Here is a 15,186-nt window from a genome sequence, read left to right on the forward strand (position 1 = left end):
GCTCATTGCTTTGGATAGTATACCACAAAAAGCGTCTCTTTTTTAAGGAAACGCTTTTGTAAGGACATGATATTAATCCTTCTTTTTGTTTCTTAAATAATCGATGAATACGGCAAGAAGAATGACGATGCCTTTCACCACATACTGCCAGAAGGAATTGACATTCATCAGATTCAGCCCGTTGTTTAAAACACCGATGATAAGGCCGCCGATAATGGTTCCTCCGATCTTTCCGGAACCGCCCGCCATGGAAGTACCCCCTACCACAACTGCTGCGATGGCATCCATTTCCGCACCGTCACCTGCTGTGGGCTGCCCGGAGTACATGCGGGAGGCCAATACCACACCGGCAAGGCCGGCCATGATGCCGGAGTATGTATGAACCAGAAGCTTTACCCTGGCGGTGCTGATGCCGGAGAACTTCGCCGCCTGGGCGTTGCCGCCAACCGCGTAGATATGGCGCCCCAGCTTTGTCTTATTCATGATAACCGCCGTTATGATCAGGACAAATACCAGAAGTATGACGGGCGTGGGAACTCCGCCGATGTAACCGGCACCAAGAAACTGCCATGCCTTCGTAACCACCCGCACCGGTGAACCGCCGGTATATACATACGCCAGACCCTTTGCCACGTTCATGGTAGCAAGGGTTACGATAAACGGAGGAATGGTGGTTTTGGAAATGACCACACCGTTCATCATGCCCACCGCCATGCCGATGAGCACGCCAATGATGATTGCTGCAAAAATGGGGAGATTATAGCGGGCCACACAGCCGGCCGCCACACAGCCGGACAAAGCGATGATAGAGCCTACAGAAAGATCGATGCCTCCCAAAATAATGACCATGGTCATGCCGCATGCCAGGAATAAGTTGGATGAAATCTGCCTTAACACATTGAACATGTTCTTATGTGTGAGAAAGGCACCGCTGGTCTTTGGAAATACGGATAAGAAAATACACAGAATCAGCAATGCCCCGATAATACCGATATTGTCTTTCAAGTATTGCTTAATATTTTTTTGAAGTCTTGTTGTCATTTGATTTTCCCCTCTTTCCTACTTTGCTGCCAGCTTCATGATCTCTTCCTGGGTGACACATTCCTCATGGCTGAAACAGCCTGTGATCCTGCCGTCGCACATGACATAAACCCGGTCGCTCATGTTTAAGATCTCAGGCAGCTCGGAGGAAATCATGATGATGGACACGCCATCCTTTACCAGCTCGTTCATGATCCCGTAGATTTCTGATTTTGCCCCTACGTCCACGCCTCTGGTAGGCTCATCAAGAATCAGGATCTTAGGAGAGGTTGCAAGCCATCTGCCGATCATGACCTTCTGCTGGTTTCCGCCGGATAAGTTTCCAATTAACTGCTCCTGGGACGGTGTCCTGGTGTCCATCATATCAATATATTCCTGAGTGATCTTCTCTTCCTTATTTGAATCCACCCAGATTCCCTTTATAAAGGATTTAAGCACTTCAATGGTAGAGTTAAAGCGGACGGTCTGCACTTTGTAAAGCCCCTCCTGCTTCCTGTCCTCCGGCACCAGGGCAATACCGAATTTCATGGCATCAACAGGGGATTTGATCTTCACTTCCCTATCCTCCACGTAAATCTCTCCCGTAGAACCAGGAGTAAGGCCGAAGATGCATTTCATGGTTTCACTGCGCCCTGCTCCCACAAGTCCTGCAAATCCTATGATTTCCCCTTTACGCAGCTCAAAGCTGGCTCCCTTTACCATTTTTCCGTCTGCAATATTTTCACATTTTAATACCACTTCGCCCGGCTCCAGATAATCACGGGTATAGTATTTTGTCAGCTCCCGGCCAACCATCATGGCGATCAGCTTATCTCTCGTGGTGTCCTTAACGACTTCCGTTCCTACAAATGCACCATCCCGCAATACGGTCACCCTGTCACAGATCTGCTCCAGTTCATCCATTTTGTGGGAAATGTAAACAATGCCTACGCCTTTCTTTGTCAGCGCCCGCATGGTCTGGAACAAAAATTCCACTTCCTTATCCGAAATGGAGGAGGTCGGCTCATCCATAACCAGGATCCTGGAATTATAGGAAATCGCCTTTACGATCTCCACCATCTGCTGCTGGGCGATGGTTAAATCTTTAACGAGTGCTTGGGCATCAATGTTCATATGATAGGCATCAAGTAATTTTTGGGCATCCTTTTCCATGGCCTCATGATTGATCCAGCCGCCCTTTCCTGGCTCCCGTCCCAGAAAGATATTTTCCGCTACGGTCATATGAGGAACCAGAACCAGCTCCTGATGGATGATGGAGATACCGTTTGCATGGGACGTATTTACTCCGTCAATGATCACCTTCTGGCCATCAATGAAAATATCTCCCTCTTCCGCTATATAAATGCCGCCCAAAACCTTTATTAGCGTTGACTTGCCGGCTCCGTTCTCCCCAAGAAGCGCATGGACCTCACCGGTACGGAGTTCTAAATCCACTCCCAAAAGCGCCTTTACTCCTGGGAAGGATTTATGGATATTTTTCATCTGAAGCAGAATCTTTTCGCTCATAAACTCACCTGCCTGTTCTCACTTTTGCTTTGCCTTCTGGGATTTACCGTTAAAAAGCGCCCGGAGGGCGTCCCAAACCCAATGTTTCTCCTGTTTTGAGACGCCCTCCCACAGCACTTTCAAAGTTTCTGTTACTGCCAGCCGTCAGTTCCGTAGTCCTTTACATTATCAGATGTGATCAGGAAGGTTTCTACCGGATAACGGTCATCTACTTTATCGCCATTTAAATAAGAATACATAATATTTACTGCAGACTGTGCGATCTTAACCGGTGACTGTGCGCCGCTTCCTTCAATGAGGGAATCGCCGGTAGCCATTTCTGCCTTGATGTCAGGAGAACCGTCAACACCGTAAATCTTGCAGTCCTTAATGCCTGCCGCATTGGCTGCTGCCAGGGCTCCAAGTGCTGTCGGATCGTTGCCGCCGAAAATAGCAACTACATCACCGTGTGCCTGAAGAAGGTCTTCTGCAATGCCCATGGCAACCTGTAAATTGCCCTTTGCATCCTGCTGGGCCACGATGTTAAAGTTATGTCCTTTGATCGCATCTAAGAATCCGTTGGTTCTGTCGGTTACTGAATTCATGGTTGGGGAATCCAGCACGATGATATCTCCGCCGTCCGGGCATTTCTTAACTAAATCCTCGCCGCATACATAACCGGCGTTATAGTTATCGGATCCTGTATAGGAAATTAAATAGGATAAGTCAGCCACTTCCGTATCAAAGCCTACGATGGGAACATTTGCCGCCTTTAACTGGTCCAGGGCCGGAAGAATGCCTTCTGCCTCGGCCGGGTTCATAAACATGGCATCAATACTCTGGGAAATCAAATCTTCCACCTGGGTGATCTGAAGGGTTACATCATTGGCCGGGTCCACGGAAATAAGCTCATCGCCCTGGGCCTCAACCATTTCCCTCATGGTCTTCTCAATGGTAACGAAGAATGGGTTTGTGCCATCCATACAGGTATATCCGAATTTGTAGTGTTTGCTTGGGTCTTTTTTCTTCACATTTGCATCAGCCATATTGACACCGGCGTCGAATTTCACCGCTGCCTTGGTCTCTGCGGCGGCGGCGGCTGTTGTCTCTGCTGCCGTAGTGGCGGCTGCCGTTGTTTCAGGCGCTTTCGTCTCTGGCTCCCCATTGCTACACCCTGCCAGTGAAATTCCTGCAAGAGCTGCACAAATCAACATTGCAGTTAATTTTTTTGTGCTTTTTTTCATGTTACATCCTCCTTGTACACATTTTGTTTGTTGTAATTGCTACATTTTTATCATATCACGAGTTTATTTTTAAAACATGTGCACAATGTAATGAGTTTTATGTGACAAATGTAACATCTTTATTTTCCCAGTCTCATTTTGCTGCCGGATATTCATTGCAAAGAAGGCGGTAGGGAGGCTCATCCTCTTCTATTTCCGGGAATCGCCCGGCAGGCAGATAAAACCGGTTATCCCCATTGTCATCATTGCACATGGATACCTCTCCCAAAAGAACAGGACCGCTTCCCGGCTCCAGCTCAAAATCGTGATACAGTCCGGGATAGATGGTAATGCTTTCCCCCGGACACAGCTTTACCTGAGTCCCTGCGGCCACCTTGTATTCCCGCCCGTCGCTGTGAACGGTCACATCCCCATCCGCAAATTCCCCATCCGCTGTTGACTCATAGACACGGATGAGCACATTGCCTCCGCCCCGGTTGATAATATCCTCCATTTTATTCCAGTGAAAATGCATGGCCGCGGTTTGGCCTTTCTTTATATAAAGCAGCTTTTCCGCATAAGTTTTTGCATACTTCTCCAAGTTCACATTGCCGTTTCGCAGTGTGATCAGGGAAAATCCCACTTTATCAAAGTCGTTCATTCCAAAGTCCGTAATGTCCCAACCCAGCATGTTGTCGCGGATTTCATCATAGTCATGGCCCTTTTCCTTCCACTCCTCCGGCGTAAAACTGCAAAAGGGGGGAAGGGCAAAGCTGCATGCCTTTGTCATCTCTTCCATATCCCTTAATGCTTTGTTAATCTCTGAACGTTTCATCTGATACCTCCTGAACCCTTTCTTATTTCAAATTGGAAAATATCTTTATGGTATGAAGCACATCCATTTTCATGGCTTCAATGCCCCATAAGGTCACATCGTGATAATATACGTATCCTTCCGCCTCCATGGCCTTTTCCTTTACATGCATCCCGCCTGCCTTGGCTAAGTATGTATAGTAATTGATCTTGCGGACACCGTTTTCGATACACTTCTTGAAGTCCTGGTCACTGACGCCGGAGCCTCCATGCATAACAATAGGAAGTCCGATCCGGGTCCGTATCTGGCTGATCCGGTCAAAATCCAGCTTTGGTTCCGTAAGGTAAAGTCCGTGTACCGTGCCAAAAGAGCATGCCAGGGCATCGATACCCGTTGTCATTACAAATCTCTCCGCCTGTTCCGGGTCTGTGTAGCAGCCTTCCGTGGCTTCTCCCTCTTCCCCTTCACCTATGCTGGAGAATTCCTGTCTTCCCATGGCGCCGATCTCCGCCTCCACGGATGCTCCATATACCTCTGCCATCTGGACTGCGATCCTTGTGTTGGCCGCATTCTCCTCAAAGGACAGGGCAGAGCCGTCATACATGACCGAAGTAAATCCCATATCCAGGGCCTTCTTCAGTATGCTTAAATCGTCGCCGTGATCCAGATGCACTGCTACCGGCACCGCAGCATTTTCCGCCATCATGAGCATGATGGGACCTATGACTGACAAGGGGATGATGGCTTCATGTACCGGGGCAAACTGCAGGATTACCGGCTGGTTTAATTCTTCCGAAGCCTCAAGCACTGCCTGGATCCCCTCCAGGGAAGTAATGTTAAATGCCCCTATTGCTATGTTTTTTGCATCCGCCAGCTCTAATATGGCTTTCATCGTGATCAGCATATCTTTTTCCTCCTGTTTTATAATTTTTTTATGGGCGGATGATTTTCTGCTGTTCCCACCCGTTTTGTATCTTTTCCCTCAGGGCTTCAAAGGGCAGAAGTCCGCTGACGGCATCATAAGCCGTCACGCAGGAAGCTCCGGTTGCGGCCGCAAGCTCCAGACACTCCTTTGGCCCTAATCCATCCAGCATGGCCTTTATAAATGCGGCAATGCTCGTATCCCCTGCTCCGGTTGCCGAAAGGATCCGGTCAGGCACAAAGCTGTTCTGGAAAATGGCAATGCCGTCCCATCCTTCCATAAAATGCTCCGGTGCAGTCTTTAAAAACATGCCGGCCGCCCCGCATTTCAACAATACGGTTTTTGCTCCCAGACTCAAAGCCCGGTCCGCTAAAACCTCTACATCCTCACTTAGGGAAAGTATGGAAGTGATGTCTTCCCCTCTTGCCTTTTCCTGCCATTTGTCATAGAGCTTTCTGTCAAGCATGTATCCCAGTTCTTCAATGCTTGGGACAAAAAAATCCACATAAGGAAGCACAGATGCCAGAATCCGCTCCCAGTCACAGCCAGCCGCCTCAGAATCCGGGTCAACTGCCGTTAAATCCAGGGATGTGGTAAGGGAAAGCTCCTTGACCCGCTTGAAAAGGCAGGCCAGCTCTTTTCCGTTATTCTGGTAAAATCTGCGCATCAGCGTGGGATATCCAAAATGAAAGTGGGACGCCCCGGACACCAGCTCAAAATCCACATCATCGCAGCAAAACGTATCATTGCACCCGGGATCATGGAGAAAAAAACGGTCAAATCCCTTTGGAGCTATCACCACCGTATAAGATGAGGATTCCCCCTCCACTGCCGGGATGCTGCTCTCACATCCGCTTTGTCTGATCTTTTCTTTTAATATCAGGCCAAAATCATCATTTCCAACCTTTGCCATCAAAAGTACGTCGGCTCCCAGTGCATAAAGACCCAGGCCCGTATTGGAAACAGCCCCTCCTGTGGATACCTGCGCCTTTCCCACACGCAGCAGCTTTCCCGGACGCAAAAGCGCAGAAAACTTCTGGTCACCGCTGTTTTTAAAAACCGGCGTAATGTCCAGGGAAATATGTCCGGCCACCACAATTTTTTTCTTCCCTTCCTGATAATTCATGTTTAACCCCCTCTCTCTGTAATCATCATAACAACTCCAGAGAAAAAGTCAATATTTTTTATGCATTTATTACTAATGTAATGAGTTATATGACAATTGTCATGTGTATATTGCACAATATTTTTAAAAATAACATCTCTTTTATTCTATGCCGAAATTTCTGATGTTGAATATATTAAAATCTGCATGCAATACTTTTTATTTTCTATCAAAACAAAATAAAACCCCATATTTAACACTCTTTTTCTTTAGATTGACAAACAATAATTATGTATTATATAATGAACATTGTCGATATTTGTCAAAAAAAGGATGGCAGGGTTTTGGTAAAACTGCTGATTTGGGATGTTCACAAAATATGGGTTCATATTGTATACCGAAAACGGGGCTTCAGACGTCGTATGTATATGTGTTTTGAGGAACATGACAGTCCAAATGGAAAAATCATACATAAGTTGCAGACGAAAAACTAGGAGGTATCAATATGAAGAAATTCAATGACTACAGCATCACCAGGAAATTACTTACAGCCTTTCTCAGCATGGTCTTTATTATGCTTGTGATCGGCATCACAGGGATTTTGGGCATGTCTCAAATCAACAAGATGGACACCTATTTGTACAAAGAGCAGACGGTTCCCATGAAGGACTTAATCATTGCCACCAAAAACCTGTATCAGCTTCGTGCAGATGCCAACGCAATGGCCAGCCATGCCGGTGATACCATGGAACTGCAATCTCTGGAAAAAAACTATGTGGAAGCAAAGAACAACTTTCTTAGCAGTTCCGCCGAGTACCGGACAAGTATCAAGAATACAGAAGCCCTCACTTTAATAGATGAAGCAACCCAATTATTTACGGATTCCTTTGATCCCTCCATCCAAAAATGCTTAAACGTAGCTAAACAGGGGTCTAAAGACACGGCATTGCACGCTTTTGATAATGAGAAGGACAACATCCAAAAGATGTTTGATAACTTTGACAAGCTGGTGGATGTCCGGATGAGGGTGGCTAACGAGACCAGTAAAACCAACGATTCTACCGCAATCATCCTGACCGTTGTTCTATGCGTCATCCTTTTAGCCGGAACAGCCATTGCCATATACCTGGGCTTAAGAATTTCCCGCATGATCAGCCTGCCTATCGGGCAGATTGTAAAGGCTGCCGACAAAATCGCTCTTGGACATGTGGATGTTGACTTAAAGGATGTTAACTCCAAAGATGAGACCGGTCAGCTTGCCTCCTCTTTTACCGCCATGCTTGCTGGCATCCGGGATCAGGTGCTCATCGCTGAAAAAATCAGCAACGGGGATTTTACACAGGAAGTTCCCCTTCGTTCTGAGGAAGATGTTCTTGGACTTGCACTTCGCAAAATTGAAAAGGATCTCAACCGGACCCTGCTTCTTATAAGCACAGCCGCCGATCAGGTCAGCAGCGGCGCAGGGCAGGTGGCCTCCGCAGCACAGGCTCTGGCTTCCGGTTCAACGGAACAGGCCGCAACCGTGGAAGAACTTAACGCCGCCATTACAACAGTATCAAGACAGGCGAGCCAAAATGCAGACAATGTCCGTGTTGCATATAAGTACGTAGAGCAAAACGGAGCCGGAGTCAATGAAAGCAATACACGCATGCAAAGCCTGAACGATTCTATGAGTAAGATTAACGCAGCTTCCGAAGAAATTTCCAACATAACGAAAGTGATTGAGGACATTGCCTTCCAGACAAATATTCTTGCCTTAAATGCCGCAATTGAAGCCGCACGTGCCGGCAGCGCCGGAAAAGGATTTGCAGTGGTGGCAGATGAAGTGCGCAACCTTGCAATCAAATCTGCTGAAGCGGCAAAAGAGACGGCAAACCTTATCGTCCATTCCGTAGAAGCCGTTACAGAAGGCAGACAAATGTCAGTTGATACTGCAAGAATCCTTAAGGAAGTTGAGGAAAAGTCAAGGTTTGTGGAGCAGGCGATCCAGGAAATCGAATCAGCTTCTTCCGAGCAGGTCATGGCAATCGAACAGATCAACCAGGGTCTGTCACAGGTATCTGCAGTAATACAGACAAACGCAGCAACCGCAGAAGAAAGCTCCGCTTCCAGCGAAGAGCTGGCTGCCCAGTCCCAGACACTGCAGCAGGAAGTCGGAAGATTTAAGTTAAACGGAGAGCAAGTTGATTTTCATAAAGAATATGTCCCTTCCTTTGAGAGCGCAGAACCTGAATTTTATGCTAAAACGGCAACAGCCTATGATTATTCCGGCAAGTATTGATTGAGTAAGTAATATAATATATAAAAAAATGAGCCTTGATTGGTCTAAAAACCATTTCAAAGCTCATTTTTTATGCCGTAAACCTGTTTTATTGTGTAAGCTGACTATACAAACATACTTCGGCAGACTTTCACATCCCTTCCTCATAAGCCGTATCAAACCATTCCAGGCACAGCTCATGCCAGGCCTCCCATGCCTTTTGCAGCTCTTCCTTTAGCTCCTCATAACGGACGGACTCTTCCCACTCGCCTTCCTTCCAGAAGCCTTCCGATTCCAGCCACCTTTCCTTCCTCTCAGCCATTACAGCAGTCAATTCCATCACCCTGTCCCTTGCCGGCAAAAGCCGTTCCAGGACCAGCCCAAGCTTCCAGTCCAAATAGGCTTCTTCCACCGGTATCTCTCTCAGCCTGTGCTTTTCTGCCTTGGGGACTCCCCGTATTCCGGCGATCAGAGCCTGCTCCTCTGCTCTTATCTGTGCTGCAAGGCCTTCTCCATTCTCTGCCCTTCTGCTCCGTTCCAGATAATGCTCATAACCGAATGGATAGTAAAAAGCGGACTGGTTCTCAAAGATGAGGACCGATTCAGCAACCCGGCTTAAAAAATAGCGGTCATGGGATACAAACAGAATGGTGCCCGTATAAGCCCGGAATGCGGATTCCAGGGTTTCCTTTGCTCTGATATCCATGTGGTTGGTGGGTTCATCCAGAATCAGAAAATTTGGCCTGCTCTGCAAAAGCTCTGCCAGGACAAGCCTTGCTTTTTCTCCTCCTGACAGGAGGCCCACTCGTTTTCCAGCCTCTTTCCCTCCAAACAAGTATGACCCCAATATGCTTCGTACTTCTTTTTCTGTCAGGGAAGGGAACAAATCATGGAAATGCCGGGCAACGGATTTATCGGAATCAATTTCCGAAGAATGCTGGTCAAAATAGCCGATGGTAATCTGGTTTCCCAGGGAATGATCTCCGGAAACAGGAGGAATAAGACCTGCCACTGTTTTCAAAAAGGTGCTTTTTCCGGCCCCGTTTGGGCCAAGGATCCCTATCTTCTGCCCCCTGCGGATCCTCATAGTCAGCTCCATAAGAGGATGGTCATAACCGATTTTCAAGTGTTCTGCTTCAAAAACCCATTTACTGCCTAAGAAAGCCGGTTCCAAAGGCCCTGTGAACATATGGATATCATCTTCCATCGGCTTTACCGCCTGGCCCATCCTTTCTATTGTCTTTCTTTTTGCCCTGGCAAACGCAGCCTTGCGGGGCTTATTCTTAAACCGTTCCACCAGATCATTTAAGCGTTTGATCTCTTCCTGCTGCCGTTCATAAGCCTTTGTCTGTATCTTGACCGCCTTCCTCTTTTCCTCCCGGTAATGGGTATAGTTTCCCGGGTACCGGGTAAGCCTTTTTCCGGACAGTTCATATATCACAGATGCCGTCTGGTCAAGGAAAAAGCGGTCATGGGATACCATTACCACTGATTTTTCATATTGCTCCATATACTGCTCCAACCATTCCGTTGCCTGAATATCCAGATGATTGGTAGGCTCGTCTAAGAGCAGGATATCCGGTTTTAAAAGCAAATGGCGGATAAGGGCAATCTTGGTCTGCTCTCCGCCGGAAAACTGGGAAATCCTTTTCTTCTTATCTTCCTTTGTAAATCCAAACCCGGTAAACAACGTATCATATTCCCGTTCATACTCAAACCGCTCCACAGCAAAAGAATCCCCATACGGACAAGAGGACAGCAGTTCTTCTTCTACTGTCCTGCCTTTATCCTCAAACGTCTGCTGTTTTAAGTATCCTACGGTCAGTTTTCTGGAACTGGTGATTCCAGGGCCTTCCCGCTTGTCATCCCGGTCCATATCCAATTCTCCGGCTATCAGCCTTAAAAGCGTGGTTTTTCCGGCTCCATTGTTTCCTACCACAGCGATCTTTTCCTTGCCGTGTATTTCAAAATCAATGTGTGACAGGATCAGGCTGCCTCCGGCAGTAACAGTCCCATCCTTTATCTGATACAGCATTTTTAAATTCCTCTGTTCTTACATTTTTTTCTGTTTAACTTTCATATCTCATGAAACTATAATGACATATGGGCCTTGGCCCGCGCGCTTTTGTCCCGGATGGACTGGAGCACCGGCACCATAAAGGTGGCAATAAGGCCTCCTGCAAAGCCATTATTATAAAGGTTCAGACCGCCGTAAACAATGCCCACGTTAAGGGCAACGGCAGAATGAAGAAATCCGGCTATAACACCCGCAACAATACCGAACTCACCGGCAATCGGCGCCAGGGTCGTGGACAGCAAAAGCGCTAAAAGGGCACTTGGATCCGTAATCTCCCAGTTTTGGATATACCCTCCGAGAATCACTCCCACCATGATGGGAAATATGTTTCGAAGATGTTTCCCTGTTGCACTGAAGCCTACAATGGTAAATATCCCGCCAATGGTAGGTCCGTTTAAAGCTCCGCCTGTCATGAGAAGGAGCAGTGTCGCTGCAATACCGTTAACCCCCATGTTCAGCAGCGTAGGCGCAAATCCATCGCTCTTTACATAATCGGTTCCGCTGATACCATAGGATTTAAGTATGTTCAGATAACGCTTTCCAACATTCTTGGACAACAGAAATGCAAAAATCACCATACTGAGGAACAAAAACAGAAGCAGCCTTGCAAAAAGCACATTGTCGCCCTCAAACCAGATCAGTCTTTCCTCTGTGGAAATTCCGAAGGATTTCATCAGGGATACAATGACCGTGGCAATGATTCCGGCGGAAAAACCCACATTATAAAGGGAATACCCTTTATGGGCATCGTGAGTATGGGTGGATAAGGGCGGGAGCACAAATCCAATGCTCAATCCGATAAAAATACTCAGAATCAGCCTGGCCGCCAAAGGAAGGTGGCCGATCTGCATGGTCTGAGTGATGATCGGGGACAGACAAGTCCCGTAAAAGCCAACATAAATATATCGTGTTATGGAAGTTTTATGATAATAAGAATACAGGCAGATACCCATCATAATAGCCCATATGTTCATGATATTTTTCCCAAACAGGGAAAAACCAAACATAAGAAAGCATGAAGTTATAGTATGGCCGCTCATCTCCATACCTAGAAAATAAACAATTGCAATGCTTAATAAAGTTAATACACCCGCGTTGACAAACGCAGCTCCTACGCCTCCAATAGCAAAATAATCCGTAATCAGGAAATCCGGCTCCCTGACAATCGTAATGATACCCTTAAAGATTTCATCAAACGGCTGCAGCAAGAGGCCTGCAACAATAAAATAAATCGGCACCAGGGCAAGAATCTGGAATTTCGTCCGCCTGGACAGCGGTCCGCAATTTCTTACTTTTAATGAAAGTTGTCCTGTCATGTCGTTCCTTTCTTCTATATTAGATTTTAGGTTATGAAATATTTTATCATTTTTAGAAAAGAGGTTCAACACTTTTTTCATGGCTGAACCTCTTTTTTTCAAGAAATTATTTCCTGTTTTCTTTTATGACTTTTACAAGCTGTATGATTGCCGTAGGGATGACCGCAAGGCCATATACAATGCCGATCTGGCCGGCCGATAGAGGCGTAACGGAAAAAAGCTTTTCAAGAACAGGTACAAACATGACAAGACTTAACAGGACAACACCTGCCAGGAATGCTCCCAGGCTGTACCAGTTGCTTGCAAAGCCCAGCCGGAAAATGGAACTGCGGCTTCTGCAGTTAAATCCATGGAACAAACGGGAAAGTGTCAGGGTACAAAAAGCCATGGTGCTGGCTGTGGCTGCACTGCCCTGATTTAAACCAATATGGAAAGCCGTCATGGTACACACGGCAATCAATGTGCCCTGTGCCAGTAACTTAAGCATAAATTCTTTGGATAAGATTCCCTCTTTAGGATCTCTTGGCTTCTTGTTAAGCAAGCCATGCTCCGCAGGCTCCATACCAATGGCGATTGCCGGAAGGGAGTCCGTAAGCAAGTTAATGAACAGCAGATGAACCGGAGCAAAGGGGATAGGAAGTGCCATAATGGATGTATAAAGGACGGAAAGGATTCCCGCCATGTTTCCGGAAAGCAAAAACTGAATGGCGTTTTTTATGTTCCTGTACACATTACGGCCGTTGGCAACTGCCTTTATAATGGTTGCAAAATTGTCATCTGCCAGTATCATGGACGCAGCATCCTTGGAAACCTCTGTACCGGTGATTCCCATAGCGACTCCAATGTCGGCCTTCTTTAAAGCAGGCGCATCATTGACACCGTCTCCTGTCATGGAAACAACATTTCCCCGCCGCTGCCATGCATCCACAATCCGGATCTTATTTTCCGGCGATACTCTGGCATATACGGAGGTCTTTGCAATATTTGAGTCCAGCTCTTCATCACTCATGGCGTCTAATTCCGCGCCGGTCACAGCCATGTCTCCTTTTTCGAAAATACCGATCTGCCTTGCTATGGCAGTCGCCGTGATCTTATGATCTCCGGTGATCATTACCGGCCGGATTCCTGCCCGTTTGGCATCGGCTACCGCTTCTTTGGATTCCTCTCTCGGCGGATCGACCATGGAAATGAGCCCAATGAAGATAAAACCGTTTTCAGAATTTAAAGAAAGCACATGGTCTTCTTCCACTTCCTTATAGGCAAAGGCAAGCACCCGAAGTCCATTTTCTGAAAATCTCATATTCTGCTCAAGGATCTCCTCCCTGTCCTTTTCTGTCAGTTCCCTGACTCCCTCAGCGGTACGGATACGGGTGGTCCGGTACAGCAATACATCCACCGCGCCCTTTGTCAGTACGGTAGGAACCCCATGGAGATGATATTTGGTGCTCATCAGCTTCCGGTCGGAATCAAAGGGAAGCTCTTCTAAGCGGTGCATCATTTCCCTGATGAGATCATGGCTTAAGCTGATTTTTCCCGTCATTTCAAGAAGGGCATACTCCGTAGGATCTCCGATCCCCTTTCCCTCCACAATGGAGGAATCATTGGTCAGCACCGCATCATAAAGAAGGTACCGGTGGAGCTGGTTGCGAAGATCTAACTCATCCGGCTTACAGACTTTGCCGTCCACATAGATTTCCTGTACAGTCATCTTATTCTGGGTCAGGGTTCCGGTCTTATCGGAACAGATGACAGAAACGCAGCCCAGACTTTCTACTGCCTTTAATTCTTTAATGATAGCGTTTTCCTTTGCCATCCGCTGGGTTCCCATTGCCTGAACAATGGTTACGATGGAGCTTAAGGCCTCCGGTATGGCAGCGACTGCAAGAGCCACCGCAAACATCAGGGAATCTAAAAGCGGCATTTTGCGGTAAATGCTTAACAGGAACACCAGGGCGCAGATTACCATGATGACCATGGCAAGGCGGCTGGAGAACTGGTCTAAGCTGACCTGCAAAGGAGTTTTCTTCTCCTTTGTAGCGTTCATCAGGCTGGCGATCTTTCCGATCTCCGTATCCATTCCTGTTCCGGTGACAGCCACAACCGCTCTGCCGTAAGTAACCAGGCTTCCGGAATAAACCATATTGGTCCGGTCTGCCAAAGTCGATTCTGTTTCAAGAGTCCCCTCTTCCTTATCCACATTGGTGGATTCGCCGGTTAAGGAGCTTTCGTTTACCTGCAGGGAATAATTATTAATAATTCTTCCATCAGCCACTACCATATCTCCGGCTTCCAAAAGCAGGATATCTCCCGGAACCACGCCTCTTGAAGCGATCTCAATCTTTTGACCGCCCCGGATCACCTTGGCTGTCGGTGATGATAAGGATTTTAAGCTGGCCAGGGACTTCTGGGCTTTTTCATGCTGCACTGTCCCAAGAACCGCATTTAATACAATAACCGCTACAATAACGATGGTACTTTCCGCATTTCCCGAAAGCATGGAAATGACGGCCGCTGCAATCAGAATGACCACCAGCAGATCCCGGAACTGCTCGGCAAATACTTGAAGGGTGCTTTTTTTCTTTCCCTCCTCCAGAATATTTTCTCCCTTGCTGGCAAGAAGTCCGGCAGCTTCCTCCGTGCTCAATCCTTCCTTTGACGTATGAAGCTCTTCTAATACTTCTTCCTCTGTTTTCTGATACCAGTCTTTCAAACTTTCCTCCATTCTGCTGCCCATACGGACAGCCTGCATCATCATGTACATACCGTCTCTGATTTATTATTGCCCCAAAAAGAAAAAGAAAAAGACTTTTAATGCACTTATTCTGAAAATATGAAAAGTTCAGAATAAATACATTAAAAGTCTGGTAACCATTGTCTGGCATGCACCACCAGACTGCCCTTTGGCAATCAGGATGTTGATGATGCATTAAAACTACTCCCTCT

Annotated in this window: 10 protein-coding genes; 1 reads left to right on the forward strand and 9 read right to left on the reverse strand. The window is 47.0% G+C overall.

The annotated features are described in order from the left end of the window. Positions 1-72: 72 nt before the first annotated feature. From AC27IJ_RS02335 to AC27IJ_RS02360, 6 genes are all read right to left on the reverse strand, one after another. Positions 73-1,041, reverse strand: a complete 969-nt coding sequence (locus AC27IJ_RS02335; protein ID WP_312446428.1) for an ABC transporter permease — start codon at positions 1,039-1,041, stop codon at positions 73-75. An 18-nt stretch (positions 1,042-1,059) separates the two neighbouring features. After that, positions 1,060-2,547, reverse strand: coding sequence for a sugar ABC transporter ATP-binding protein (locus AC27IJ_RS02340; protein WP_312503199.1), 1,488 nt, complete (start codon positions 2,545-2,547; stop codon positions 1,060-1,062). Positions 2,548-2,678: 131 nt separating this feature from the next. Continuing rightward, on the reverse strand, positions 2,679-3,770 hold the full coding sequence (locus AC27IJ_RS02345) for a substrate-binding domain-containing protein (protein WP_487147322.1): 1,092 nt from the start codon (positions 3,768-3,770) through the stop codon (positions 2,679-2,681). Between the two features lie 133 nt (positions 3,771-3,903). Continuing rightward, on the reverse strand, positions 3,904-4,584 hold the full coding sequence (locus AC27IJ_RS02350; protein ID WP_312446424.1) for a D-lyxose/D-mannose family sugar isomerase: 681 nt from the start codon (positions 4,582-4,584) through the stop codon (positions 3,904-3,906). Positions 4,585-4,606: 22 nt separating this feature from the next. Further along, entirely contained in the window at positions 4,607-5,467 is an 861-nt protein-coding gene (locus AC27IJ_RS02355; RefSeq protein WP_487147323.1) for a class II fructose-bisphosphate aldolase, read from the reverse strand. A gap of 28 nt (positions 5,468-5,495) precedes the next feature. Then, positions 5,496-6,611, reverse strand: coding sequence for a carbohydrate kinase family protein (locus AC27IJ_RS02360; protein ID WP_487147324.1), 1,116 nt, complete (start codon positions 6,609-6,611; stop codon positions 5,496-5,498). Between the two features lie 484 nt (positions 6,612-7,095). On the opposite strand from AC27IJ_RS02360, the gene AC27IJ_RS02365 reads away from it, so the two are divergent. After that, complete coding sequence (locus tag AC27IJ_RS02365) at positions 7,096-8,871, forward strand: methyl-accepting chemotaxis protein (protein WP_312446420.1); 1,776 nt, start codon at positions 7,096-7,098, stop codon at positions 8,869-8,871. Between the two features lie 130 nt (positions 8,872-9,001). Here the strand turns inward: AC27IJ_RS02365 and AC27IJ_RS02370 are convergent, their stop codons facing one another. From AC27IJ_RS02370 to AC27IJ_RS02380, 3 genes are all read right to left on the reverse strand, one after another. After that, on the reverse strand, positions 9,002-10,885 hold the full coding sequence (locus AC27IJ_RS02370; RefSeq protein WP_487147325.1) for an ABC-F family ATP-binding cassette domain-containing protein: 1,884 nt from the start codon (positions 10,883-10,885) through the stop codon (positions 9,002-9,004). A 56-nt stretch (positions 10,886-10,941) separates the two neighbouring features. Continuing rightward, positions 10,942-12,243, reverse strand: a complete 1,302-nt coding sequence (locus AC27IJ_RS02375) for a DUF1576 domain-containing protein (RefSeq protein WP_312446540.1) — start codon at positions 12,241-12,243, stop codon at positions 10,942-10,944. A 106-nt stretch (positions 12,244-12,349) separates the two neighbouring features. Next, positions 12,350-14,953 carry a cation-translocating P-type ATPase gene (locus tag AC27IJ_RS02380; RefSeq protein WP_487147366.1) on the reverse strand — a complete coding sequence of 868 codons (2,604 nt, stop codon included), beginning with the start codon at positions 14,951-14,953 and terminating at the stop codon, positions 12,350-12,352. Positions 14,954-15,186: the final 233 nt, after the last annotated feature.

This window comes from Lacrimispora sp. YZC11 (assembly GCF_057543815.1).